The sequence below is a fragment of the Leclercia sp. genome (genome assembly GCF_036780805.1).
Classification (GTDB): domain Bacteria; phylum Pseudomonadota; class Gammaproteobacteria; order Enterobacterales; family Enterobacteriaceae; genus Enterobacter.
This window is the reverse complement of the sequence record NZ_DAIQCE010000002.1, coordinates 325,384-350,444: the sequence shown is the minus strand read 5'-3', so window position 1 is coordinate 350,444 and position 25,061 is coordinate 325,384. Positions and strand designations below refer to the sequence as shown.

Sequence of the window (25,061 nt, the reverse complement as noted above, 5' to 3'; positions counted from 1 at the left end):
GTTTCAGACATAATGATAACGTCGGAAAAAATCTCATAAGGAAATAGCGCTGTGAAAAATCTCATTGCTGAGTTGTTGCTGAAGCTTGCACAAAAGGAAGAAGAGTCAAAAGAGCTGGTGGCCCAGGTTGAAGCGTTAGAAATTGTTGTGACTGCGCTGTTACGACAAATGGCGCAAAGCGACCAGCAGGCGCTGATTGATAGCGTGGAAGGCGCGCTGGATGAGGCCCGCCCGGACGCGCCGGTGTCTGAGGAGGATAGCGAAATGCTGCAACAATACGTAAAAAAGCTGTTACGGCACCCGCGCAGCTAAACGTTCATATGACATAATCGTCTGTCATAGAACCGTCACATCGGTTGCCTATAGTCGCTCTGTTTTATTTTTTTATGTATTTCTACATGGAGAAAATAAGTGAAACAGAGCGCACTTTATATAGCATTACTTCCGCTGTTAGTTACCCCCACAATTTATGCTGAAAATGTGGCGACGACCACGGTTGTGGATAATCGTGCCGCCCAGGGCGATATCACCCAGCCTGGCGGGGCCCGCCGCCTGACAGAGGATCAAACTGCCGCAATACGCGCATCGCTGAATGACAAGCCAGCTAAAAATATTATTCTGCTGATTGGCGACGGGATGGGCGACTCCGAAATAACCGCAGCACGAAATTATGCCGAAGGCGCGGGCGGCTTTTTTAAAGGCATCGATGCCCTGCCGCTGACCGGGCAATATACCCACTATGCGCTGGATAAAAAGTCCGGTAAGCCCGATTACGTAACCGACTCCGCCGCCTCTGCAACGGCGTGGAGCACCGGCGTGAAAACCTACAATGGCGCGCTGGGCGTGGATATCCACGAAAAAGATCATCAGACCATTCTCGAGATGGCGAAAGCGGCGGGGCTGGCTACCGGCAACGTCTCAACCGCCGAACTGCAGGATGCGACTCCGGCGGCGCTGGTCGCCCATGTTACCTCGCGTAAATGCTACGGCCCGACCGTCACCAGCGAAAAATGCGCCAGCAATGCGCTGGAAAAAGGCGGCAAAGGTTCCATTACCGAACAGCTGCTGAACGCCCGCGCCGATGTCACCCTCGGCGGCGGCGCGAAAACCTTCGCGGAAACCGCCACCACCGGCGAATGGCAGGGCAAAACCCTGCGCGAGCAGGCCCAGGCGCGGGGCTATCAGCTGGTGAGCGATGCCTCATCCCTGGCCGCCATTACCGAAGCGGGCCAGGATAAGCCCCTGCTGGGACTCTTTGCCGAAGGCAATATGCCGGTGCGCTGGGAAGGGCCGAAAGCCAGCTATCATGGCAACCTCGACAAACCTCCCGTCACCTGTACGCCTAATCCGCAGCGTAATGACAGCGTACCGACATTAGCGGCGATGACCGACAAAGCCATCTCCCTGCTGAGCAAAAACGAAAAAGGCTTCTTCCTGCAGGTAGAGGGCGCCTCGATCGACAAACAGGATCATGCCGCGAACCCGTGCGGGCAGATTGGCGAAACCGTCGATCTGGATGAGGCCGTGCAGAAGGCGCTGGCGTTTGCGAAGCAGGACGGCAATACGCTGGTGATTGTGACCGCGGATCATGCCCACTCCAGCCAGATCGTCGCGCCGGATACCAAAGCACCGGGTCTGACGCAGGCGCTGACCACCAAAGACGGTGCCGTGATGGCGATGAGCTATGGCAATGCGGAAGGGGACTCAATGGAGCATACCGGCAGCCAGCTGCGCATTGCCGCCTACGGTCCGCATGCCGCCAACGTGGTGGGTCTGACGGATCAGACCGATCTGTTCTACACCATGAAAGCCGCGTTAGGTCTGCAATAACCTCACTGCCCGGCAGGAAAAATATCCTGTCGGGTGGTTTTTTCACCAGCACGAACCAGACTTACTGTGATCATCCACAGAAGGAAAGTGCTATGAAAATCACACTGCTGGTTACGTTACTCCTCGGCCTGTTTTCTCTCACCCCGGCGGGGGCGCAGGATAAACAGCCTACCCCGCAGCAGCAACGTATGACCACCTGCAATCAACAGGCGACCGCCCAGGCGCTGAAGGGCGATTCCCGCAAGACGTATATGAGTGACTGCCTGAAAAACGCCTCCTCTAAACCCGCCGAAAAAAGCCTGAATCCGCAGCAACAGAAGATGCGTGAATGCAACGGTCAGGCGACCCAACAATCGCTCAAAGGCGACGACCGAAGTAAGTTTATGAGCGCCTGTCTGAAGAAAAACGGCTAGTTCAAACGGGTGAGCGAGCGCGGCGGCTCACCCGAAATATCATACTTAGCCTAAACTAAGCCTTTCTATAATTTGGGAAAATGCTTTTGAGTGTTCCCAAAAACCATGAATGATGAAAACTTTTACAGCAAACTCTTTGCCCGGGAAGGAATAAGTCAGGCGCGTTCAGCGGATGAATTTCATCGCTCGGGCATTCGCCTGGCGCGTCGGTTACGCTTGCCGCGAGCGGCGGGTCTGGCGATCCTCTTTTTCCCGATTGCCAGCGTGCTGGTGGCGCAACCGGTCAGCGGCGTCTGGTGGTTACTGCTGGTTGGCTGGGCGTTTGTCTGGCCCCATCTGGCCTGGCAATTAGCCGCGCGTTCGACCAATCCCTGGAACAGCGAGATGTTTAACCTCAAAGCCGACGCCATCATGGCCGGGGTCTGGATTGGGGTGATCGGGTTTAACGCCATGCCCAGCGCGGCGCTGCTTATGGTGATAAGCATGAACCTGATCGGCGTGGGCGGCATCAGGCTATACGGCCCTGGGGTGATAATGACCGGGCTGGCGGCGCTGATCTCCCTGCAACTCACGCGCGTGACGCCGGACTATGTCAGCACGCCGCTGGAGATCTGGCTCGCGCTGCCGGGAATCGTTTTTTACCCAATGCTGTTTGCCTGGGTGAGCTTCCATACCACCAGTCGTCTGGCGGAACATAAGCGCCGGCTGGAGCTGATGAGTACCCTGGACGGTATGACGGGCGTATTTAATCGTCGCCACTGGGAAGTTTTACTGCGCACGGAATATGAAAACTGCCGCCGCTACCACCGCAGCGCCACGCTTCTGCTGATCGATATCGATCACTTCAAGAGTATTAACGACAGCTGGGGCCACGACGTGGGCGATCAGGCGATTGTCGCCGTCACCCGGCAGCTGCAGCTCACGCTACGCGCCAGCGATATGGTTGGCCGGTTTGGCGGGGATGAGTTCGCGGTGATCATGAGCGGTACCCCGGCGGAAAGCGCCATTGCGGCGATGTCGCGGGTACACGAACGGCTGGCAGATTTACATCTGCCGGGATTGCCCCAGGTAAAGATATCCATCAGCGTCGGCGTAGCGCCGCTCACGACGTCGATGGTGCATTACCAGGAGTGGCTTAAAGTGGCGGATATCGCGCTCTACAAAGCGAAAAATGCCGGACGAAACCGCACCGAAGTGGCGGCCTGACGTCCGGCAGTCGATCAGGACTTACTCAGCAGCTCTGATTTTTCCATGCACTTATTCATGGCTTCAATGACGGCGGCACGGAAGCCGCGCTCTTCCAGCACCCGCACCGCTTCGATGGTGGTGCCGCCCGGGGAACAGACCATATCTTTCAGCTCGCCCGGGTGCTTGCCGGTTTCGAGCACCATTTTGGCTGAGCCCATCACCGCCTGTGCGGCAAATTTATAGGCCTGCGCGCGCGGCATCCCGCCGAGAACGGCCGCATCGGCCATCGCTTCGATAAACATAAACACGTAGGCAGGTGCCGACCCGCTGACCCCGACCACCGGGTGGATCATCGCCTCGGCAATCACTTCGGCTTCCCCGAAGCAGCGGAAAATATTGACCACATCGGCCACCTCTTCCGTGGTCACCAGCGCGTTAGGGGTGATGGAGGTCATGCCCGCATTGACCAGCGACGGCGTGTTAGGCATGGCGCGGACGATTTTACGGTCATGGCCCAGGGCGCGCGCCAGCTGATCGAGGGTGACGCCTGCGGCGATAGAGACCACCAGCGTATCTTTATTCAGGCTGGAGGTGATGTCGCTCAGGACTTTTACCATCATGTTCGGCTTCACCGCGCCGAAGACGATATCGGCCACCTGCGCCACTTCCTGGGCGCTTTGCGCAGCGTTGATCCCGTACTGATCGTGCAGGGCGGCAACCTTGTCCGGCGACGGGGTATAGACCCAAATCTGGCCGGGCAGCACCTGGCCGCTGGCAATCAGACCACCGAGAATGGCTTTGCCCATATTACCGCAGCCGATAAAACCGATTTTCTTGTCCATCACGTCTCCCTCTTAAACTTTGTTATGATTGTTGAACTTTACCCTATCAGGTTTTATTACGCAGCATTATAGCCGGAGAGAGAAGATGGCGATTTGGGTGGATGCCGATGCGTGTCCGAATGTCATTAAAGAGATCCTGTTTCGTGCCGCCGAGCGCGTGCAAATGCCGATGACGCTGGTGGCGAATCAGAACCTGCGCGTGCCGCCGTCGCGCTTTATTCGCACCCTGCGCGTAGCGGCCGGATTTGACGTGGCCGATAACGAAATCGTGCGCCAGTGCAGCGTCGACGACCTGGTAATCACCGCCGATATTCCGCTGGCGGCGGAGGTGCTGGAGAAAGGGGCGGCGGCGCTGAACCCGCGCGGGGAACGTTACTCCCCGGCCACCATCCGCGAAAAGCTGACGATGCGCGATTTTATGGATACCCTGCGCGCCAGCGGCGTCCAGACCGGCGGGCCGGACAGTTTATCCCAGCGCGACAGGCAGCAGTTTGCCGCCGAACTCGACAAATGGCTGCTGGAAGTGAAGCGTCGCCAGAGTTAATCATCTCCGTGAAATATGATTCGACCACTATTACCCTGTTCCGGGGTTGTCAACGGCGGGTGGGTTCAGGTAAGGTGAGCGCACCATTCAGTGCCATTATTTCTTTACAGAATCCCCGCTCAGATATCAGGGGTTGACTGGAATGTCATTTTAATACCACATCTGGTGTAATAATATTTTTACGATTAACTTATGTACTAGTTTAATGGTATCATTGCACGCTTTTCGACTTTACTTACCGCAAGTGCGCGGCCTCAAAGGGAACTCCTGGTTATGACCCAGCCTATTTTTTTAATTGGCCCCCGCGGCTGTGGAAAAACAACCGTCGGTCTGGAACTGGCTCGTCTGTGCCAGAGCGAATTTGTCGATACCGATCACTGGTTGCAGACCCACGCCGGTCAAAGCATTGCCGAGATCGTTGAGCAGGAAGGCTGGGAGAGTTTCCGCGCCCGCGAAACGGCGACCCTCGAGGCGGTGACGGCGGGTTCCGGCATTATTGCCACCGGTGGCGGCATTATTCTGTCGGCGTTTAACCGGCAGTTTATGCGCGAAAAGGGCACGGTGATTTACCTTTGCGCGCCGGTGCCGGTGCTGGTCGAGCGTCTAGAAGCCTTCCCGGAAGAGGGCCAACGTCCGACCCTGACCGGCAAGCCCATCAGCGAAGAGGTGAGCGCAGTGCTGGCAGAGCGCGACGCCCTCTATCGCGAAGCTGCTCATCACGTGGTGGATGCTTCGCTGCCGCCGGCCCAGGTGGTGCAAAACATCGTCACCGCACTGCATCTGGCATGCGCCAGCTAACTGATGTCTATACTGATAGTTCAGCCATTAAAAAAAGGATGAACTATGCCAACCAGACCTCCCTATCCGCGTGAAGCCCGTATCGTTGCCGTTGAAAAAGGTGCGACGGGCAAGACTGTCACCTGGTACCAACTGCGTGCCGACCATCCGAAACCCGATTCGCTGATTAGCGAGCACGAAACGGAGCTGGAAGCGCAGGACGCCAAGGTGCGTTACGAAGACCCTGATAAGGCCTGATAAAAATCCGAAACCGGGAAAAACCGAACGCTTATCACACTATTTAAAAAGCGCTAACGTTCAACGGAGGGTAATGTACAGGTTTTACAGACACATCCTGTCAGGCTCGCGGATCTTTACATTCCGGCACAGCAATCTGCTGCTACGCTTTTCAGCACTTTTTCCTGATCGGCGCCCTGTACAGCGAAGCGAGCCTGTCTCTGTGTCACGGTCACGTTAGTGGTAGTAAAGAAAGGCGACAATAATGAAAGCGACGTTGGCGATCCTCACCATTGGGGTAGTCCCGGTAAGCGAAGTACTCCCGCTCTTAACGGAGCATATCTCTGAACAACAGATCACGCATCACAGTCTGCTCGGTACGCTGAGCAGGGAAGAGGTCATGGAAGACTACGCCCCTGAACCGGGCGATGCACTGCTGCCAACCCTGCTCAGCGACGGCAAGCTGGGCAACGTCTCGCTGCCAAAGATCGAGCGCGCGCTACAGGGCGTGATCGAAGTCCTCGATAACCGGGACTATGAGGTGATCCTGTTGATGAGCACCGCGCCCATCACCGGCCTCGTTGCCCGTAACGCGATCCTGCTGGAGCCGATGCGGATCATTCCGCCGCTGGTGGGATCCATTGTCGACAGCCATCAGGTAGGGGTGATCGTGCCGATGCCTGAACTGCTGGCGAACCAGTCGCACAAGTGGCGCGGGCTGGTGAAAACGCCGCTCCTTTCCGTAGCGAACCCGTTCTGGGACAGCGAAGCGAAACTCATTGACGCCGGGCGCGATCTGCTGGAGCGCGGCGCGGACGTCCTGATGCTCGATTGCCTCGGTTTCCATCAGCGCCACCGCGACCTGCTGCAAAAATCCCTGGACGTGCCGGTGCTGCTGTCAAACGTGCTGGTCGCCCGGCTGGCCTCGGAATTGCTGGTCTGATGATTTTGCGTGACAGCCATGGAGTGTCACCCCTATATTGGATTCACATCCAATGACAATAAGGACCAGTCCATGCTTCAGAGTAATGAATACTTTTCCGGTAAAGTGAAGTCCATTGGTTTTACCAGCAGCATTACTGGCCGTGCCAGTGTTGGCGTGATGGCGGAAGGGGAGTATGCCTTCGGTACCGCGCAGCCTGAAGAGATGACCGTCGTCAGCGGTTCACTGAAAGTGTTATTGCCGGGGGAAACGGAGTGGAAGGTCTATAACCCGGGCGACGTTTTCAACGTACCAGGCCACAGCGAATTCCATCTGCAGGTGGCTGAACCTGCATCCTATCTGTGTCGTTATCTGTAAAAAAAAGAGCCGGGTTAACCCGGCTCCTGTTTCTGGCATAAAGCCTGGCGTGAAGCATTAACGCTGCGCTTCGCCGCCCAATCCTTCCACTACGCTCTGAATCAACGCCGCCAGCTCACCCGTCATCAGAATGAAGTCAGCATCAAAACGCTGGGCATAGTCGTCCCGGTCGATATCGTCGTTCTGATCGCGCAGCTCATCAGAGAACTTCAGGCGCTTGATAGAGCCATCGTCACACATCATGAACTGAATACGCTGCTGCCAGTCGAGCGCCAGCTTGGTCACCAGCTTGCCGGCTTCGATGTGTACCGCGATCTCGTCGCTGACCAGCTCCTGCTTCTTGGCGCGGATCACGCCGCCGTCTTCGAGAATGGCTTTCAGCTCGGCTTCGTCCAGCAGCTGGAAGCCCTGCGGGACGTTGTTGGCGCGCACCCACTCGGTGAGAGTCAGCTCGATCGGGTTTTCCATCGTCAGCGGCACCACCGGCAGCGAACCGAGGCTTTTACGCAGCAACGCCAGCGTATCTTCTGCTTTTTTGGCGCTGGCGCAGTCGACCATAATCAGGCCGTTAACCGTGTCGATCCACATCATTGTCTGGCTGAAGCGGCTAAAGGCGCGCGGCAGCAACGAGTGCAGAACTTCATCTTTCAGCGAATCTTTTTCCGTTTTTTTCAGCTTACGGCCCTGTTCGGCTTCGAGCTTGAAAATTTTGGCTTCCAGCGCCTGCTTCACCACCGGCGTCGGCAGGATCTTCTCTTCCTTACGCGCGCAGATAATGATTTGACCATTGGTGGTGTGGGTCAGCGCATCGCTCTGTGATCCCATAGGCGGAACCCATCCGGTTTTCGCCATATCCTGGCTGCCACACGGGGTAAATGCGTAAAGGTCTAACTGTTTTTCCATCTCGTCGGCGCGCAGCTCGATATCGCGGCTGAGACGGTAAACCATCAAATTTTTGAACCACAGCATGATAATTTCCACGGTCTTGTCGTTTAATTCAGCGGGCATGATAGCGAATTGTCGCATCGCTTGCATTGCTAATCGGGTAGCGGGCTTCTACTCTGTTGATAATCAAAAAAATGAGGAACGTCCTGTGCGAATTGGTATTGATCTCGGCGGCACCAAAACAGAAGTCATTGCCCTCGGCGAGCAGGGGGAACAGCTGTTCCGCCATCGCCTGCCAACCCCGCGCGATGACTACCGACAGACCATCGAAACCATCGCCAGCCTGGTGGAGATGGCCGAAAAAGCCACCGGCCAGACGGGCACGGTGGGCATGGGCATTCCGGGGTCGATTTCGCCCTATACCGGAGTGGTGAAAAATGCCAACTCCACCTGGCTTAACGGCCAGCCCTTTGATCGCGATTTAAGCCAGCGTCTGAACCGGGAAGTCCGGCTGGCGAACGACGCCAACTGTCTGGCGGTGTCGGAGGCGATCGACGGCGCAGCGGCGGGCGCGCAGACGGTATTTGCGGTGATCATCGGCACCGGCTGCGGGGCAGGCGTGGCCTTTAATGGCCGGGCTCATATTGGCGGCAACGGCACCGCAGGCGAATGGGGTCACAACCCGCTGCCGTGGATGGACGAGGACGAACTCAAGTATCGCGCCGAAGTGCCGTGCTACTGCGGAAAACAGGGCTGTATCGAGACCTTTATTTCCGGCACCGGTTTCGCCACCGATTACCGTCGTCTGAGCGGGCATCCGCTGAAAGGCAATGAGATCATGCGCCTGGTAGAAGAGCAGGACGCCGTGGCGGAGCTGGCCTTCAGCCGCTACGAAATGCGGCTGGCCAAATCGCTGGCGCACGTGGTGAATATTCTTGACCCGGATGTGATCGTGCTGGGCGGCGGGATGAGCAACGTCGACCGTCTGTACACTACCGTTCCGCAGCTGGTGAAGCAGTGGGTGTTTGGCGGCGAATGCGAAACCCCGATCCGCAAAGCGGTGCACGGCGACTCCAGCGGCGTGCGCGGCGCGGCGTGGCTGTGGCCACACTGATGCATCCACTGGTGCGGTCTGATGCCCTCACCCTAACCCTCTCCCACGGGGAGAGGGAATTGATCCCCCCTCTCCCTTGAGGGAGAGGGCCGGGGTGAGGGGGGAACAGACCGCACCAGGATAGCGTCACTCCACCGCAAACACCTTATCCAGCCTGCTGTACCCCAGCCCGTTAATTTTCTTCACTTTGATCTGCACCGGAATGCGCTCTTTCATCGCCTCGACGTGACTGATCACGCCAATGGTTTTGCCGCTGGCATTCAGCGCATCCAGGGCATCCAGGGCGGTATCCAGCGTCTCGCTGTCCAGAGTGCCGAAGCCCTCATCGAGGAACAGCGAGTCAATCTGCGTTTTATGGCTCACCAGGTCGGAGAGCGCCAGCGCCAGGGCCAGGCTCACGAGGAAGCTTTCGCCGCCGGAGAGGGTGCGGGTATCACGCACGGCGTCCGCCTGCCAGGTGTCCACCACCTCCAGCTCCAGCGCGTCGCTGACCTTACGTTGCAGGAGGTAGCGGCCATGCAGGCGGGTCAGCTGCTGGTTGGCGAGCCACACCAGATTGTCGAGGGTTAAGCCCTGGGCAAACTTACGGAAGCGATCCCCCTCTTTAGAACCGATCAGCGCGTTGAGATAGCCCCAGTCATCCGCCAGCCGGGCCGCGACCGCAATTTCCTGCATCAGCGCCTGCTGGTGCAGGCGGTTATCGCTGTCCTGCCTGAGCTGCTGGCGGATCTCCCCCTGGCGGGTGGTGTTTTCACGCAGCTGCTGCGCGAGCTGCTGGAGCTGCGCCTGTAAAAGCGGCACGTCCGCGGTCAGGTCCGCAGGGCGCTGTTCCAGATGTTCGTTCAGCCGTTGGCCAGCCTGCTGGAGCAGCGCCGTGGCCTGCTGGATCTGATTCTCAAGAGTTTGTTTCTGCTGCTCCAGGCGGTGAAGCATCGCGTCATCCAGCAGGGCTGCAAGAAACGCCTCTTGATCGCTAAAGACGCTGGCGGCCAGCGCGGCGGCAAACTGCGTCCGGGCGTGCTGGAGGCGTTCGCTTTCCAGTTTGAACTGCTGCTGCAGGGTGGAAAGCTGGCTGTGCAGAGAGACGCACTCGGTATGGATGTCGCGCCAGTTTTCCGGGATAACGCTTTCTGCTTCGGTCGATTTCGTGGCCGGAAGGGTCTCCAGCAGCGGCGTCAGGGCCGCGATGCGTTCCCGCAGGGCGCTGTGCTGAGACTGCTGCGCCTGCCAGCGCTGCGACTCCTGTTCACGTTTGGCAAGCCATGCCGGCTCCGCGCCGTCATCAGGCATCGCCAGCGATAATGCCTGAAGAGAGTGCGCCATCGCGGTGCGGTTTGCCGCCAGCTGCTGCTGATAGCTTTGCTCCTGGGCTTCCTCGTCGTTCAGCTGGCTTTGCAGCGCCAGGCGCTGGCTAAGCTGGTAGAGCTGCTGTTCGTACTGTTCCTGCTGGGTCAGCCAGGGGGCAATATCCTCCTGAATATTCAACGTCACCGACAGGGAGGCGCAAACCTGCTGCCACTCTTCGGTGAGCGCCTGCGCCTCCCGGGTCAGCGTTTGCGCTTCGTCTGTTTCGCGCTGTAGCTGGGTAGTGAGAGCGTTTACCTGGCCCAGCACCAGCAGACCTTCCTCTTTGAGGGCGGAAACCTCTTTTTCCATCGCGTCCCGGCGGCGCTGGTTTTCCGTAAGCGCTAAGGCCTGGTACTGCGCGATGGCTGGATGCTCAGTCGAACCGCAGAGCAGGCAGGGTTTTCCGGCTTCCAGTTCGGCCCGGTAGCTCTCGAGCTTTTTGATCTTCTCTTCCTGCTCACACAAGACCTTCAGATCGAGATAGTGCTGGTTTTTCTCTTTGTACTGCTGGCGGCGCAGGGTCAGCGTTTCGTTGAGCTTTGTCAGCTCGCCCTGCGCCTTTTGCACGCTCTCATTATTCTGGCTGAGGCGCTTTTGCAGGGGCTGATAGCGGGCGTGCAGGGTGGTCAGCCGCTGACGCGCCGCGCGAGCCTGGGATTGCCGCGCCATTTCGGCGGTGACTTGTTCCAGCGTCAGCGTCAGGGTGTTTTCCGGCAAACCCGCCAGCTTCTGCCGTAATTCCGTGATACGCCGGGTCAGCGACGCGAGCTGCGTTTTATCGCGATGCAGCTGGGTAAAGTGCGCGCGCCAGCCTGCCATCTCCTGACCCCACTGGCGGAAGCGGTCGTGGTCGGCCAGCCACTGCGTAAGGACGGTGAATTCGGTCTGCAATTGATCCTGCACGCGCAGCGCCCCGTTGCGGATCCGCGCTCTAAGCGCCTTGCTGGACTGTAAGCGAGTATTCACATCCAGCATCTGCTGTTCCGTTTGCGCCAGGCGGGCGATCTGCTCCTGCTGCCGCTCCCACTGCGGACGCAGCAGAGCGGCGGGCTGAGCCAGGTGCAGCTTTTCCAGCTCGGGGGTGGCGTCGGTCAGGGCCTGCTGCGCCTGCTGCTGAGCGGCCATCGATCGCTGCTGCTCGCGCAACAGCTCGTCGTGGCGGGTCAGCCAGTGCAACTCTGTCTGCTGTGCCTGCTGTTGGACCAACAGCTGTTGTTCTTCGTCAGTAAGTACCTGCAAACCTTGCTGGAGCTGCTGTTGCTGCTCGTCACTGAGTAACACCACCCCGGCGGCCTGGGCTTCACGCCGCTCCAGCTCGCTGCGGGCCGCTTTGTGTTTTTCAAACACCATCGCCGAGATCTGACCGTAGATTTCCGTGCCGGTCAGCTCCTCCAGCAGCTCGGCGCGCTCTTTCGGCCTGGCGTTGAGGAAGGCGGCAAATTGCCCCTGGGAGAGCAGCATCGAGCGGGTAAAGCGGTCATAGTCCAGCCCGGTCAGCGAGGCGACAAGCTCCAGTTTATCTTTTACTTTATCCGCGAGGATTTTGCCGTCCTCACACCGGGCCAGCTCCACGCGCGGCACCTGCAGGTTGCCGTCCGGCTGATTGCGCGCCCGGTTCTGGCTCCAGAAAGCGCGGTAGGCGACCCCTTTAACCTCAAACTCTACCTCCGCCAGACATTCGGCGGTGTCGCGGGTCATCAGATCGTTTTGCGATTGCGATACGGTGTTGAGGCGCGGCGTCTCGTGGTACAGCGCGAGGCAGATGGCGTCCAGCAGGGTGGTTTTCCCGGCGCCGGTCGGGCCGGTGATGGCAAACAGGCCGTTGCTGAGGAAAGGCTCGGCGGTAAAGTCGATTTTCCATTCGCCCTTGAGCGAGTTGAGGTTTTTCAGACGCAGGCTGAGAATTTTCACGCGTTATCCTCCTCGTTATCCAGGGCGTGCAGGGCATGGCTGAACAGCTCGTTTAACCGGGCCCGCTGCGCATCATCAAGGGTCTCCTGCGCCAGGCGGCGCTCAAAAACTTCCTCCACCCGCAGCTCGCTGAGGGTTTCACGCAGGCTGTTGGCGAGGAGCTTCTCGCGCAGCTCGCGACTGCGCCGCACCAGCAGCACTTCCACCGGCAGGTCTTCCGTCAGGTGCTGAATTTTACGCTGCATGTCGTGCAGGTACTCCTCGGTGGCAATTTCGATATCCAGCCAGACGGGAGGCGTCTGCTCCACGCCACGCCACTGCTCCAGCTGGGCGGCGATGGCCGCCAGATCGCCCTTCAGCACCGCCAGCGGTTGGGTGATGGGCACCTCCAGGGCGTCGACGGCGCTGAGCTTACCCTGGTCAAAACTCACCAGATGTACGCATTTGCTTTTGCCGGTTTCATCAAAGCTGAGGGGAATGGGGGAGCCGCAGTAGCGAATGTGGTCGCAGCCGCCAATCTTCTGTGCGCGGTGGATGTGGCCCAGCGCAATATAGTCGGCCGCCGGGAAATGCTGCGCCGGGAAGGCATCCAGCGTCCCGATATAGATGTCACGTACCGCGTCACTTTTACTGGCACCGACGGTGGTGAGGTGTCCGGTGGCAATAATCGGCAGGACGCTGTCGCCGCGAAGCTGGCAGGCGGCAGTATACTGATCGGCATAATAGTGGGTGATGGCCGCTAACAGCTGCTGCTGTTTCTCGATCCCCGAGAGGCCCGCCTGGCTTTTCATCACGTCGCGAGGGCGTAAGAATGGGATCGGGCAGAGCACCGCCCCGGGCGTCCCGTCGCGTTTGCGCAGAATTTGTGGCCCGTGACCGGCGCTGGCGACCACGGTGGTGTTAAGAAATGCAAGAATTTCACGGGATTCATTCAGTGTGGCCACGGAATCATGATTGCCGGCCACAATCACCAGATGACATCCGGTCTTCTGCAGGTTGACCACGAAACGGTTATACAGCTCTCGCGCATAGCTGGGCGGCGATCCGGTGTCGAAGATATCCCCGGCCACCAGGATAGCGTCAACCTGGTGGGATTGCGCCATCTCAAGCAGCCAGTTGAGGAACGCTTCATGTTCGGCGGCGCGGCTTTTACTGTAGAAGTTCTGTCCCAGATGCCAGTCCGAGGTGTGAAGTATGCGCATAACAGATCCGTGGCAAAAAAAAGTAAGCGGGATTATAAACATTCAGGGGAAGGAAGATAACCGCTACAATCAGGGCGGCCAGAAAACAACGGCTTGCCTTGATGGGTGGGCAGGTTTTTCATAAATCTGTCATAAATCTGACGCATAATGACGCCGTATTACAAACATGTAACCTAAATAAGACAGGGCTAAGTATGGCGAGACGTATTCTGGTCGTAGAAGATGAAGCACCCATTCGTGAAATGGTCTGTTTCGTGCTCGAACAAAATGGCTTTCAACCGGTAGAAGCCGAAGATTACGACAGCGCGGTGAATCAGCTCAACGAACCCTGGCCCGATCTGATCCTGCTCGACTGGATGTTGCCCGGCGGCTCCGGTCTGCAATTCATCAAACATATCAAACGTGAAGCCTTAACCCGCGATATCCCGGTGATGATGTTGACGGCCCGCGGCGAAGAGGAAGATCGCGTCCGCGGTCTGGAGACCGGGGCGGATGACTACATCACCAAACCCTTCTCACCGAAAGAGCTGGTGGCGCGTATCAAGGCGGTGATGCGCCGTATTTCCCCGATGGCGGTGGAAGAGGTGATTGAGATGCAGGGCCTGAGCCTGGATCCTACCTCGCACCGCGTGATGACCGGTGAAAATCCCCTCGATATGGGGCCTACCGAATTCAAACTGCTGCACTTCTTCATGACCCACCCGGAACGCGTCTACAGCCGCGAGCAGTTGCTCAATAATGTCTGGGGCACTAACGTCTATGTTGAAGACCGGACGGTGGATGTGCATATTCGTCGTCTGCGTAAGGCCCTGGAAACCAGCGGTCACGATCGCATGGTACAGACCGTCCGCGGCACGGGTTATCGTTTCTCTACCCGTTTCTGAACAATGACAGGAGTGTGACGCGTGCTGGAACGGCTGTCATGGAAAAGGCTCTGTTTTGAACTGGTCCTTTGCTGTATCCCGGCCCTGATCCTCGGGGCCGTTTTTGGTTATCTCCCCTGGTTTTTGCTGGCAGCAGTCACCGGACTGCTGGTCTGGCACTTCTGGAATCTGCTCCGCCTTTCATGGTGGCTGTGGGTAGACAGAAGCATGACCCCTCCGCCGGGAAGCGGCAGTTGGGAACCGCTGCTGTATGGCCTGCACCAGATGCAGATGCGTAATAAAAAACGCCGACGCGAGCTGGGCAGCCTGATCAAACGTTTTCGCAGCGGCGCGGAGTCTCTGCCCGATGCGGTGGTGCTTACCACCGAAGAGGGAGCGATGTTCTGGTGCAACGGGCTGGCGCAACAGCTGCTGGGCCTGCGCTGGCCGGACGATAATGGACAGAATATCCTCAACCTGCTGCGCTATCCCGAGTTCGCGCAGTACCTGAAAAAACGCGATTTCACCCGCCCGCACAATCTGGTGCTGAACACCGGTCGCCATCTGGAGATCCGCGTGATGCCCTACAGCGACAAACAGTGGCTGATGGTGGCGCGCGATGTAACGCAAATGCACCAGCTGGAAGGGGCGCGGCGCAACTTCTTCGCCAACGTCAGCCACGAGTTACGCACTCCGCTGACGGTATTGCAGGGCTATCTGGAGATGATGCAGGAGCAGACGCTCGAGGGCGCGCCGCGGGAAAAAGCGCTCCAGACCATGCGCGAGCAGACGCAGCGGATGGAAGGGCTGGTGAAGCAGCTGCTGACGCTCTCCCGCATTGAGGCCGCGCCAACCCTGGCGCTCAATGAAACCATCGACGTGCCGATGATGCTGCGAATGCTGGAGCGTGAGGCGCAAACCTTAAGCCAGCAGCAGCACCAGATCACCTTTGAGGTGGATAACAGCCTTAAGGTGCGCGGCAGTAATGATGAACTGCGCAGCGCCATCTCCAACCTGGTCTATAACGCGGTGAATCACACCCCGGCGGGCACCCATATTACCGTGCGCTGGCAGCATGCGCCCACGGGAGCGGAGTTCAGCGTGGAAGATGATGGCCCCGGTATTGGCCCGGAGCATATTCCCCGCCTGACCGAGCGTTTTTATCGGGTGGATAAAGCCCGTTCCCGCCAGACGGGGGGCAGCGGTTTGGGGCTGGCTATTGTGAAACACGCCATCAATCACCACGACAGCCGTCTCGATATCGTCAGCACGCCGGGCAAAAGCACGCGATTCAGTTTCGTGATCCCGGAACGTTTGATTGCCAGTAACAGCGCCTGACAGCGTCTCTGTAATCAGATATTGCCACAGGCCAGCGAAAGCTGGCCTGTTTGCTTTGCAGTCAACCGAAGCGCGGGTAAATTTTATACGCCTGTTGCTTTTTTGTTCGCATGATTAGCCATGGGTTTTTCTGATAAATGGTGTAATGTTTCAGGTCTCACTTTCAACCTGGCATATTGTTCTGGTTTTGCGATCCCATATTGCCTTTAAACGTTATAAGCGTTTAAATTGCCCTCCTGATATCGTCGGACAGACTGTATTTGCGTGGTAAATCGAAAAAATATTCCTGACCACGGCAGCAGGGGAGCATTTCCCGCTGACATTGCACATTTTTTCCGCTGTTTTGTTCCGCATGGGATAGCGAAAAATTCAACGTTTTCAACACCACATCCACAGGCAGTAAGGTTTTATGACCCATCAATTGAAATCGCGTGACATCATCGCTCTGGGCTTTATGACATTTGCGCTGTTCGTTGGCGCAGGCAACATCATCTTTCCTCCTATGGTTGGCCTGCAGGCGGGTGAACACGTCTGGACCGCGGCGATCGGCTTTCTGATCACCGCTGTGGGCCTGCCGGTTCTGACCGTCGTGGCGCTGGCCAAAGTTGGCGGCGGCGTCGACAGCCTCAGCGCGCCTATTGGTAAAGTGGCCGGGGTGATGCTGGCCGTGGTCTGCTACCTGGCGATTGGCCCGCTGTTCGCTACCCCGCGCACCGCGACCGTCTCCTTTGAAGTGGGGATTGCCCCGCTGACCGGCGATGGCCCGCTGCCGCTGTTTATCTACAGCCTGGTCTACTTCGCTATCGTGATCCTGGTGTCGCTCTATCCTGGCAAGCTGCTGGATACCGTGGGCAACTTCCTGGCCCCAATGAAGATTCTGGCCCTGCTGGTGCTGGCGGTAGCGGCGATTATCTGGCCTGCTGGCCCATTAAGCTCCGCCACCGAGGCCTATCAGAACGCCGCTTTCTCTAACGGTTTCGTGAACGGCTACCTGACCATGGATACGCTGGGCGCGATGGCATTCGGTATCGTGATCGTTAACGCTGCGCGTTCCCGCGGCGTGACCGAAGCGCGTCTGCTGACCCGTTACACCGTCTGGGCTGGCCTGATGGCGGGTGCGGGTCTGGCACTGCTCTATCTTGCGCTGTTCCGTCTGGGTTCCGACAGCAGCGTGCTGGTTGACCAGGGCGCGAACGGTGCGGCGATTCTGCATGCCTACGTGCAGCACACCTTTGGCGGCGCGGGCAGCATGATGCTGGCTATCCTGATCTTCCTGGCCTGTCTGGTGACGGCGGTTGGCCTGACCTGTGCCTGTGCGGAGTTCTTTGCTCAATACGTTCCGCTCTCTTATCGTACGCTGGTGTTCATCCTCGGCGGCTTCTCGATGGCGGTGTCGAATCTGGGTCTGAGCCACCTGATTCAGGTCTCTATTCCGGTGCTGACCACCATCTATCCGCCGTGCATCGTGCTGGTCGTGCTGAGCTTCACCCGCGGCTGGTGGAATAATTCCACACGAATTATCGCCCCGGCCATGTTTATCAGTCTGCTTTTTGGTATGCTTGACGGCGTTAAGGCATCGGCAATCAGCGCCATGCTGCCCGCCTGGACACAGCGTCTGCCGCTGTCTGAACAGGGTCTGGCGTGGCTGATGCCTACCGTTGTTGCACTGGTACTGGCTATTATCTGGGATCGTGCTGCAGGGCGTCAGGTTACATCGAACGCGCACTAATCAACGGCTGAATGTTAAACCACGGGGCGTAATGCCCCGTGGTTTTTTGTTTTTTTTAGTCTGAATGGCATGACAACAAATGGAAAGCACTAACAAACTCAAGCGTGGATTGAGCGCCCGCCACATCCGCTTTATGGCGCTGGGTTCTGCAATCGGCACCGGTCTTTTTTATGGCTCGGCAGATGCCATCAAAATGGCCGGTCCCAGCGTTCTGCTGGCATATCTTATCGGCGGTGTTGCCGCCTACATCATCATGCGTGCGCTGGGGGAGATGTCCGTTCATAACCCGTCGGCCAGCTCTTTCTCCCGCTATGCTCAGGAAAACTTAGGCCCGCTCGCCGGGTATATCACCGGCTGGACCTACTGTTTCGAAATCCTGATTGTGGCCATTGCCGACGTGACGGCATTCGGCATCTATATGGGCGTCTGGTTCCCGACGGTGCCGCACTGGGTCTGGGTCCTCAGCGTGGTGCTGATCATCTGCGCCATCAACCTGATGAGCGTCAAGGTGTTTGGCGAGCTGGAGTTCTGGTTCTCCTTCTTTAAAGTCGCCACCATCATCATCATGATTGCCGCCGGTATTGGCATCATCATCTGGGGGATTGGCAACGGCGGACAACCGACCGGGATCCACAATCTGTGGAGCAACGGCGGCTTCTTCAGTAACGGCTGGATCGGGATGGTGATGTCGTTGCAGATGGTGATGTTCGCCTACGGCGGGATCGAAATCATCGGCATTACCGCCGGTGAAGCGAAAGATCCTGAGAAGTCTATCCCGCGCGCCATCAACTCGGTACCCATGCGTATTCTGGTTTTCTACGTGGGGACGCTGTTTGTGATCATGTCCATCTACCCGTGGAACCTGGTCGGTACCAATGGCAGCCCGTTCGTGCTCACCTTCCAGCATCTGGGTATCACCTTTGCCGCCAGCATCCTTAACTTTGTGGTGCTGACCGCCTCGCTCTCCGCCATCAACGCCGACGTCTTCGGCGTGGGGCGTATGCTGCACGGCATGGCCGAGCAGGGCAGTGCGCCGAAGGCCTTCGCCAAAACCTCGAGCCGCGGCACGCCGTGGGTGACGGTGCTGGTGATGACCGTTGCGCTGCTGCTGTCGGTCTATCTGAACTACATCATGCCGGAGAACGTCTTCCTGGTGATCGCCTCGCTGGCGACCTTCGCCACCGTCTGGGTGTGGATCATGATCCTGATGTCGCAGATTGGCTTCCGTCGTCGTCTGTCGCCGGACGAAGTAAAAGCGCTGAAGTTTAAAGTGCCGGGCGGCGTGGCAAGTACCGTTGGCGGCCTGATCTTCCTGGTCTTTATTATCGGCCTGATTGGTTACCACCCCGAGACCCGTATCTCGCTGTATGTCGGCTTTGCGTGGATTGCCTTGCTGCTGGTGGGCTGGATATTTAAACGCCGCCGCGAGCGCCAGCTAGCAGAAGTACAGTAACCAGAATGCCCGGCAAACGCCGGGCATTTTTCTCCTCCCCCTGCCTCCTCCCCCAATAATCCTCTGCGTGAGGAGTGAACATAAACTACCCTGTGGCAAGGTGACCTCATTTCTGGGATAGGGGATATGAGATGTTGAATGCATGGCACCTGCCGGTTGCCCCATTTGTTAAGCAAAACAACGATAAACTCGTCATTACGCTCTGGCTGACAGGGGAAAACCTGCCTGAGCGGGTCACGATGCGCGCTGAATTTGATAGCGAAGAGACCTCGCTGCCCATGCACAAGCTGCGCAGCCAGCCGCAGCCCGGCGTCACCGCCTGGCGGGCAACTATCGACACCACAAAAGGGCAGCCGCGGCACCGCTACAGCTTTAAAATGCTCTGGCATAACCGCCAGCTGTGGTTTACCCCGCAGGGGTTCAGCCGTTTTCCTCCCGCCCGGCTGGAGCAGTTCGCCGTTGATTACCCGGATGCCGGGCCAGAGTGGGTGGTCGAGCAGGTCTTTTATCAGATCTTCCCGGACCGCTTTGCCCGCAGCCAGCAGCGCAACCCGGAGCGGGACAAAACCTACTATCACCATGCCGCCGGTCACGAGACGATCTTCCATGAGTGGGATGAACCGGTCACCGCCCAGGCTGGGGGCTCAACCTTTTACGGCGGCGATCTGGACGGCATCAGCGAGAAGCTGCCGTATCTAAAAAAACTCGGCGTCACGGCGCTGTACCTCAACCCGGTGTTTGTCGCGCCCAGCGTGCATAAGTACGATACCGAAGATTATCGCCATGTGGATGAGCAGTTTGGCGGCGACGAGGCCCTGCTGCGCCTGCGGGACAATACCCACCGGGAAGGAATACGGCTAATTCTGGACGGCGTGTTTAACCACAGCGGCGATTCCCATGCCTGGTTCGATCGCCACAATCGCGGAACCGGCGGCGCCTGCCATAACCCGGACTCGCCCCAGCGGGACTGGTACAGCTTTGACGACGAAGGTCGCGCCCTCGACTGGCTGGGCTATGCCAGCTTACCGAAGCTGGATTACCAGTCACCGACGCTGGTGGACGAGATCTACGGCGGCGAGGACAGTATCGTCCGCCACTGGCTGAAAGCGCCGTGGAATATGGACGGCTGGCGTCTGGATGTGGTGCATATGCTGGGAGAAGGGGGCGGAGCGCGCAATAACCTGCAGCACGTGGCCGGGATCACCCGTTCCGCGAAGCAGGCCCGGCCCGATGCCTTTGTCTTTGGCGAACACTTTGGTGACGCCCGCCAGTGGCTGCAGGCCGACGCGGAAGATTCGGCGATGAACTATCGCGGCTTCACCTTCCCGGTGTGGGGTTTCCTCGCCAATACCGATATCTCCTACGATCCGCAGCACATCGACGCTGAAACCTGCATGAAATGGATGGATAACTACCGCGCCAGCCTCTCCCATCAGCAGCAGCTCCGCATGTTTAACCAGCTCGACAGCCATGACACCGCCCGCTTTAAGTCGTTGCTCGGCAAAGACGTCGCGCGCCTGCCGCTGGCGGTCACCTGGCTCTTTACCTGGCCTGGGGTGCCATGCATTTACTACGGGGACGAGGTGGGGCTGGACGGCAATAACGATCCATTCTGCCGTAAGACCTTCCCGTGGCAGACCGAAAAGCAGGACCCGGCGCTGTTCAGGCTCTATCAGCGGTTAATCAAACTGCGTAAACAGAGCCATGCGCTGCGCTACGGCGGCTGCCAGGTGGTCTACGCCCACGACAACGTGGTGGTGTTTATGCGCGTCTATAACCAGCAGCGGGTGCTGGTGGCCATCAACCGGGGCGATGCCTGTGAGGTGGTCATCGATGATTCGCCGCTGCTGAACGTCAAACAGTGGCAGGTGAAAGAGGGCAAAGGGGTAGCGCAGGAGGGCGTGCTGTCGTTACCGGCGATTTCGGCCTCGGTGTGGTTCGGGAATTAATATGCGTTCAGACCCGTAGGCCCGGTAAGCGTAGCGCCACCGGGCATGACATCCGCCAATAAAAAAGGCCCGCATCTGCGGGCCTTTTTCGTAAACCGTGCCGATTACAGGCTGGATACGTTCTCGGTCAGGTATTTAGCAACGCCTGCTGGAGAAGCGGCCATACCTTCTTTACCTTTTTCCCACTGAGCCGGGCACACTTCGCCGTGCTCTTCGTGGAACTGCAGCGCATCAACCATACGCAGCATTTCGTCGATGTTACGACCCAGTGGCAGATCGTTCACCACCTGGTGACGCACGATACCGTTAGTGTCGATCAGGAAGGAGCCACGCAGGGCAACGCCCGCGTCCGGATGCTCGATACCGTAAGCCTGCTGGATTTCGCGTTTGATGTCCGCAACCATCGCGTATTTCACTTGACCGATGCCGCCGTTGTCGACAGGGGTGTTACGCCATGCGTTGTGTACAAACTCAGAGTCGAAGGAGACGCCAACCACTTCCACGCCACGCTTCTGGAACTCTTCGTAACGCTTGTCGAACGCGATCAGCTCAGAAGGGCAAACGAAGGTGAAGTCCATTGGCCAGAAGAACAGAACGGTGGCTTTACCGTTGGTGTGCTGTTTGAAGTTGAAGTTTTCAACGATTTCACCGTTGCCCAGTACAGCTGCTGCTGTAAAATCCGGAGCCGGACGAGTTACCAGAACCATGTGATTCTCCTGTGATTACTAAGGTTATTTGGAACGCAACGCGGGCCAGTATAGAGAGTGATCGCCCGAAAGACAAAGAGGCGCTGACAATCGTTAACCCAGCTTTTACCTATCAATCACATCACTATTAAAGCTGCTTTGATTTTGCCTGTTTCATCATCCGCGGATAGAACTGCCAGAAGCGGGTCTCCAGCGCGTCGTAATGGGCATCCAGATCCTGCCAGGAGTCGCGCAGGGCGTCGAGACGCGGGCGGCGGCTGGCCATTCCGTTAAGCACCCGCTGGATGAACGCCATCTCGCTATAGCGCTCGAGCCAGCGCTCTGACCATAGGTAGTTATTCAGATTCACAAAGCGCGGTGGAGAGTCCGGGAGGATAATCGACACCTGGGCGTGGGCATAGCGCACGAACGCCGGCAGGGGCATCTCCGGGGAGAGCTGTTCCCAGTGGCGAGAGACGAAGTGATCCCACATCACATCCAGCGTAATGGGCGCTACCCGGCGCGTTTCCGGGCGGAACCACGCTTTGGCTTCCTGCACTTCGGGCAGGTTGTCGGTCATGACGTCGATCCGGCGGTGCATGAAAATACCCTCTACGACGTCGGCGGGATAATCTTCCGCGGGATTGCCGCGCACAAAATCGGCCAGCAAATTGCCGGAAAGGGAGCTGTCAGCGAGATGGGCGAGGTGCAGGTGAGCGAGAAAATTCATGCGATTCGTTATCCGGGGTCGGCTAGTTGTTGCAGCAAAGAGGTGTGAGCACTAGACTAAGCCGCCTGTTTTTAAGTCACGAGTATATGCCATGCGCGTCGCCGATTTCTCCTTTGATTTACCCGAGTCCCTGATTGCCCACTATCCTATGCCTGAGCGCAGTAGCTGTCGCTTATTGTCGCTGGATGGGCCGACGGGGGGGCTGACGCACGGTACTTTCACCGATCTGCTCGACAAGCTCAACCCGGGCGACCTGCTGGTGTTCAACAACACCCGCGTCATCCCGGCCCGTCTGTTTGGCCGCAAAGCCAGCGGCGGCAAAATCGAAGTGCTGGTCGAAAGAATGCTCGATGATAAACGTATTCTGGCACATATTCGCGCCTCCAAGGCGCCAAAGCCGGGCGCGGAGCTGCTGCTGGGCGATGACGAGAGCATCAACGCTACCATGGTGGCGCGCCACGACGCGCTGTTTGAAGTCGAGTTTAACGATGAGCGCACGGTGCTGGATATTCTGAACACCATCGGCCACATGCCGCTGCCGCCGTACATTGAGCGTCCGGATGAAGAGGCTGACCGCGAGCTGTATCAGACCGTCTACAGCCAGAAGCCTGGCGCGGTCGCTGCGCCGACGGCGGGCCTGCACTTTGATGAACCTTTGCTGGAAAAACTGCGCGCAAAAGGCATTGAGATGGCCTTTGTGACGCTGCACGTCGGCGCGGGTACTTTCCAGCCGGTGCGTGTCGACAGCATTGAAGACCACATCATGCACTCCGAATACGCCGAAGTGCCGCAGGAGGTTGTGGATGCGGTTCTGGCGGCGAAAGGCCGTGGCAGCCGCGTGATTGCCGTCGGTACCACCTCGGTGCGCTCGCTCGAAAGCGCCGCGCAGGCCGCCAAAAACGATCTGATCGAACCTTTCTTTGGCGACACCCAAATCTTCATCTACCCGGGTTATCAATATCAGGTGATCGATGCGCTGGTGACCAACTTCCACCTGCCGGAATCAACTTTAATCATGCTGGTGTCAGCATTTGCTGGTTATCAAAACACCATGAATGCCTACAAGGCTGCGGTAGAACAAAAATATCGGTTTTTTAGCTACGGTGACGCGATGTTTATCACGTACAATCCGCAAGCTTTGAATGAACGTGTCGGGGAATAACGCCGCGGCACTGGTCTAACGCGCCGGACTGTTTTTCTGACGCTGGAGAAAAAATGAAATTTGAACTTGATACCACCGATGGTCGCGCTCGCCGTGGCCGTCTGGTGTTCGATCGTGGCGTAGTCGAAACGCCAGCTTTCATGCCTGTGGGCACCTACGGCACCGTAAAAGGGATGACGCCGGAAGAAGTCGAAGCCACGGGCGCGCAAATTATCCTCGGCAACACCTTCCACCTGTGGCTGCGCCCGGGCCAGGAAGTGATGAAGCTGCACGGCGATCTGCATGACTTTATGCAGTGGAAAGGCCCAATCCTGACCGACTCCGGCGGCTTCCAGGTCTTCAGCCTCGGTGACATCCGTAAGATCACCGAAAAAGGCGTGCATTTCCGTAACCCTATCAACGGCGACCCGATCTTCCTCGATCCGGAAAAATCGATGGAGATTCAGTACGATCTCGGCTCCGATATCGTGATGATCTTCGACGAATGTACGCCGTACCCGGCAGACTGGGACTACGCCAAGCGCTCGATGGAGATGTCGCTGCGTTGGGCGAAGCGCAGCCGCGACCGTTTTGATGGCCTCGGCAACAAAAATGCGCTGTTCGGCATTATTCAGGGAAGCGTTTACGAAGATTTACGTGATATCTCTGTTAAAGGTCTGGTAGAGATAGGTTTTGATGGCTACGCTGTCGGCGGTCTGGCTGTGGGTGAGCCGAAGGAAGATATGCACCGTATTCTGGAGCATGTTTGCCCGCAAATTCCAACAGATAAGCCTCGATACCTGATGGGCGTCGGTAAGCCAGAAGATCTGGTTGAAGGCGTACGTCGCGGCATTGATATGTTCGACTGCGTTATGCCGACCCGTAACGCCCGTAATGGTCACCTGTTCGTGACCGACGGCGTGGTAAAAATCCGTAATGCGAAGCATAAAAGCGATACCAGCACGCTCGATGCCGAGTGCGATTGCTATACCTGTCGCAATTATTCTCGTGCCTATTTGCATCATCTTGATCGTTGTAATGAAATACTGGGCGCGCGACTCAACACGATTCATAACCTTCGCTATTACCAGCGCTTAATGGCTGGTTTACGCAAGGCTATCGAAGAGGGTAAATTAGAGAGCTTCGTGACCGATTTTTACCAACGACAGGGTCGGGATGTCCCACCTTTGAACGTTGATTAATTTATTTAATGAGGGAAATTTAATGAGCTTTTTTATTTCTGATGCGGTAGCGGCAACAGGTGCACCGGCGCAGGGCAGCCCGATGTCTCTGATTCTGATGCTGGTGGTGTTCGGTCTGATCTTCTATTTCATGATCCTGCGTCCACAGCAGAAGCGCACCAAAGAGCACAAAAAGCTGATGGACTCCATCGCGAAAGGCGATGAAGTGCTGACTAACGGTGGTCTGGTCGGTCGTGTGAGCAAAGTAGCAGAAAACGGCTACATCGTTATCGCGCTGAACGATACTACTGAAGTAGTGATCAAACGTGACTTCGTCGCTGCCGTTCTGCCGAAAGGCACCATGAAAGCGCTGTAATTAACTTTTCCCAAAGGGAACTGCC

Annotated in this window: 24 protein-coding genes; 18 read left to right on the top strand and 6 right to left on the bottom strand. The window is 57.6% G+C overall.

The window, feature by feature from the left end; translation table 11 throughout:
- Positions 1-51 precede the first annotated feature (51 nt).
- The 4 genes from iraP to adrA all read left to right on the top strand — a co-directional run bounded on the left by iraP (position 52) and on the right by adrA (position 3,449).
- The gene (gene iraP / locus V7Q49_RS10965; RefSeq protein WP_333851117.1) at positions 52-312 is read left to right on the top strand and encodes an anti-adapter protein IraP; all 261 of its coding nucleotides are present in this window, start codon (positions 52-54) and stop codon (positions 310-312) included.
- A gap of 99 nt (positions 313-411) precedes the next feature.
- A complete protein-coding gene (phoA, locus tag V7Q49_RS10960; protein WP_333851115.1) occupies positions 412-1,830 on the top strand; it encodes an alkaline phosphatase in 1,419 nt (472 codons plus the stop codon).
- Positions 1,831-1,922: 92 nt separating this feature from the next.
- Positions 1,923-2,243, top strand: coding sequence for a phosphate starvation-inducible protein PsiF (gene psiF / locus V7Q49_RS10955; RefSeq protein ID WP_333851113.1), 321 nt, complete (start codon positions 1,923-1,925; stop codon positions 2,241-2,243).
- A 90-nt stretch (positions 2,244-2,333) separates the two neighbouring features.
- Positions 2,334-3,449, top strand: coding sequence for a diguanylate cyclase AdrA (gene adrA / locus V7Q49_RS10950; RefSeq protein ID WP_333851111.1), 1,116 nt, complete (start codon positions 2,334-2,336; stop codon positions 3,447-3,449).
- A 14-nt stretch (positions 3,450-3,463) separates the two neighbouring features.
- Here adrA and proC read toward each other — a convergent pair whose 3' ends face one another.
- Positions 3,464-4,273: a pyrroline-5-carboxylate reductase gene (gene proC / locus V7Q49_RS10945; protein WP_333851109.1), complete on the bottom strand. Its 810-nt coding sequence runs from the start codon at positions 4,271-4,273 to the stop codon at positions 3,464-3,466.
- An 85-nt stretch (positions 4,274-4,358) separates the two neighbouring features.
- Here proC and V7Q49_RS10940 point away from each other — a divergent pair, with 85 nt between their 5' ends.
- The 5 genes from V7Q49_RS10940 (at position 4,359) to ppnP (ending at position 7,131) form a co-directional block, all read left to right on the top strand.
- Positions 4,359-4,817: a YaiI/YqxD family protein gene (locus tag V7Q49_RS10940; protein WP_333851107.1), complete on the top strand. Its 459-nt coding sequence runs from the start codon at positions 4,359-4,361 to the stop codon at positions 4,815-4,817.
- A gap of 273 nt (positions 4,818-5,090) precedes the next feature.
- Entirely contained in the window at positions 5,091-5,615 is a 525-nt protein-coding gene (aroL, locus tag V7Q49_RS10935; protein ID WP_333851105.1) for a shikimate kinase AroL, read from the top strand.
- Positions 5,616-5,660: 45 nt separating this feature from the next.
- Positions 5,661-5,852 (top strand): protein YaiA, encoded by a 192-nt coding sequence (yaiA, locus tag V7Q49_RS10930; protein ID WP_333851103.1) that lies wholly within the window; start codon positions 5,661-5,663, stop codon positions 5,850-5,852.
- 244 nt (positions 5,853-6,096) lie between these two features.
- Positions 6,097-6,774 (top strand): AroM family protein, encoded by a 678-nt coding sequence (locus V7Q49_RS10925; RefSeq protein ID WP_333851101.1) that lies wholly within the window; start codon positions 6,097-6,099, stop codon positions 6,772-6,774.
- 72 nt (positions 6,775-6,846) lie between these two features.
- Positions 6,847-7,131, top strand: coding sequence for a pyrimidine/purine nucleoside phosphorylase (gene ppnP / locus V7Q49_RS10920; protein ID WP_106992107.1), 285 nt, complete (start codon positions 6,847-6,849; stop codon positions 7,129-7,131).
- 57 nt (positions 7,132-7,188) lie between these two features.
- Here ppnP and rdgC read toward each other — a convergent pair whose 3' ends face one another.
- Positions 7,189-8,100 carry a recombination-associated protein RdgC gene (gene rdgC / locus V7Q49_RS10915; protein WP_156263070.1) on the bottom strand — a complete coding sequence of 304 codons (912 nt, stop codon included), beginning with the start codon at positions 8,098-8,100 and terminating at the stop codon, positions 7,189-7,191.
- 124 nt (positions 8,101-8,224) lie between these two features.
- Between rdgC and mak the strand changes: the two genes are divergently transcribed.
- Entirely contained in the window at positions 8,225-9,130 is a 906-nt protein-coding gene (gene mak / locus V7Q49_RS10910) for a fructokinase (RefSeq protein ID WP_333851095.1), read from the top strand.
- Between the two features lie 126 nt (positions 9,131-9,256).
- Here mak and sbcC read toward each other — a convergent pair whose 3' ends face one another.
- Entirely contained in the window at positions 9,257-12,388 is a 3,132-nt protein-coding gene (gene sbcC / locus V7Q49_RS10905; RefSeq protein WP_333851093.1) for an exonuclease subunit SbcC, read from the bottom strand.
- Positions 12,385-13,590, bottom strand: coding sequence for an exonuclease subunit SbcD (gene sbcD, locus V7Q49_RS10900; RefSeq protein ID WP_333851091.1), 1,206 nt, complete (start codon positions 13,588-13,590; stop codon positions 12,385-12,387). Before sbcD ends, sbcC begins: the two co-directional genes overlap by 4 nt.
- Positions 13,591-13,784: 194 nt before the next feature.
- Between sbcD and phoB the strand changes: the two genes are divergently transcribed.
- The 5 genes from phoB to malZ all read left to right on the top strand — a co-directional run bounded on the left by phoB (position 13,785) and on the right by malZ (position 20,922).
- The gene (phoB, locus tag V7Q49_RS10895) at positions 13,785-14,474 is read left to right on the top strand and encodes a phosphate response regulator transcription factor PhoB (RefSeq protein ID WP_032616792.1); all 690 of its coding nucleotides are present in this window, start codon (positions 13,785-13,787) and stop codon (positions 14,472-14,474) included.
- 21 nt (positions 14,475-14,495) lie between these two features.
- The gene (gene phoR / locus V7Q49_RS10890; RefSeq protein ID WP_333851089.1) at positions 14,496-15,791 is read left to right on the top strand and encodes a phosphate regulon sensor histidine kinase PhoR; all 1,296 of its coding nucleotides are present in this window, start codon (positions 14,496-14,498) and stop codon (positions 15,789-15,791) included.
- 409 nt (positions 15,792-16,200) lie between these two features.
- Positions 16,201-17,520: a branched-chain amino acid transporter carrier protein BrnQ gene (brnQ, locus tag V7Q49_RS10885; protein ID WP_333851088.1), complete on the top strand. Its 1,320-nt coding sequence runs from the start codon at positions 16,201-16,203 to the stop codon at positions 17,518-17,520.
- A gap of 79 nt (positions 17,521-17,599) precedes the next feature.
- Positions 17,600-18,973 carry a proline-specific permease ProY gene (proY, locus tag V7Q49_RS10880; RefSeq protein WP_333851087.1) on the top strand — a complete coding sequence of 458 codons (1,374 nt, stop codon included), beginning with the start codon at positions 17,600-17,602 and terminating at the stop codon, positions 18,971-18,973.
- Between the two features lie 131 nt (positions 18,974-19,104).
- Positions 19,105-20,922, top strand: a complete 1,818-nt coding sequence (gene malZ, locus V7Q49_RS10875) for a maltodextrin glucosidase (RefSeq protein WP_333851085.1) — start codon at positions 19,105-19,107, stop codon at positions 20,920-20,922.
- A 104-nt stretch (positions 20,923-21,026) separates the two neighbouring features.
- Here the strand turns inward: malZ and V7Q49_RS10870 are convergent, their stop codons facing one another.
- Entirely contained in the window at positions 21,027-21,629 is a 603-nt protein-coding gene (locus V7Q49_RS10870; protein ID WP_333851083.1) for a peroxiredoxin C, read from the bottom strand.
- A gap of 127 nt (positions 21,630-21,756) precedes the next feature.
- Positions 21,757-22,338 carry an ACP phosphodiesterase gene (gene acpH / locus V7Q49_RS10865; protein WP_333851081.1) on the bottom strand — a complete coding sequence of 194 codons (582 nt, stop codon included), beginning with the start codon at positions 22,336-22,338 and terminating at the stop codon, positions 21,757-21,759.
- Positions 22,339-22,429: 91 nt separating this feature from the next.
- Here acpH and queA point away from each other — a divergent pair, with 91 nt between their 5' ends.
- Genes queA through yajC form a run of 3 tightly spaced genes read left to right on the top strand, consistent with a single transcriptional unit; the run spans position 22,430 to position 25,036 of the window.
- Positions 22,430-23,500, top strand: coding sequence for a tRNA preQ1(34) S-adenosylmethionine ribosyltransferase-isomerase QueA (queA, locus tag V7Q49_RS10860; RefSeq protein ID WP_333851079.1), 1,071 nt, complete (start codon positions 22,430-22,432; stop codon positions 23,498-23,500).
- 53 nt (positions 23,501-23,553) lie between these two features.
- On the top strand, positions 23,554-24,681 hold the full coding sequence (gene tgt / locus V7Q49_RS10855) for a tRNA guanosine(34) transglycosylase Tgt (protein WP_106992120.1): 1,128 nt from the start codon (positions 23,554-23,556) through the stop codon (positions 24,679-24,681).
- 22 nt (positions 24,682-24,703) lie between these two features.
- Positions 24,704-25,036: a preprotein translocase subunit YajC gene (gene yajC, locus V7Q49_RS10850; RefSeq protein WP_142488412.1), complete on the top strand. Its 333-nt coding sequence runs from the start codon at positions 24,704-24,706 to the stop codon at positions 25,034-25,036.
- Positions 25,037-25,061 lie beyond the last annotated feature (25 nt).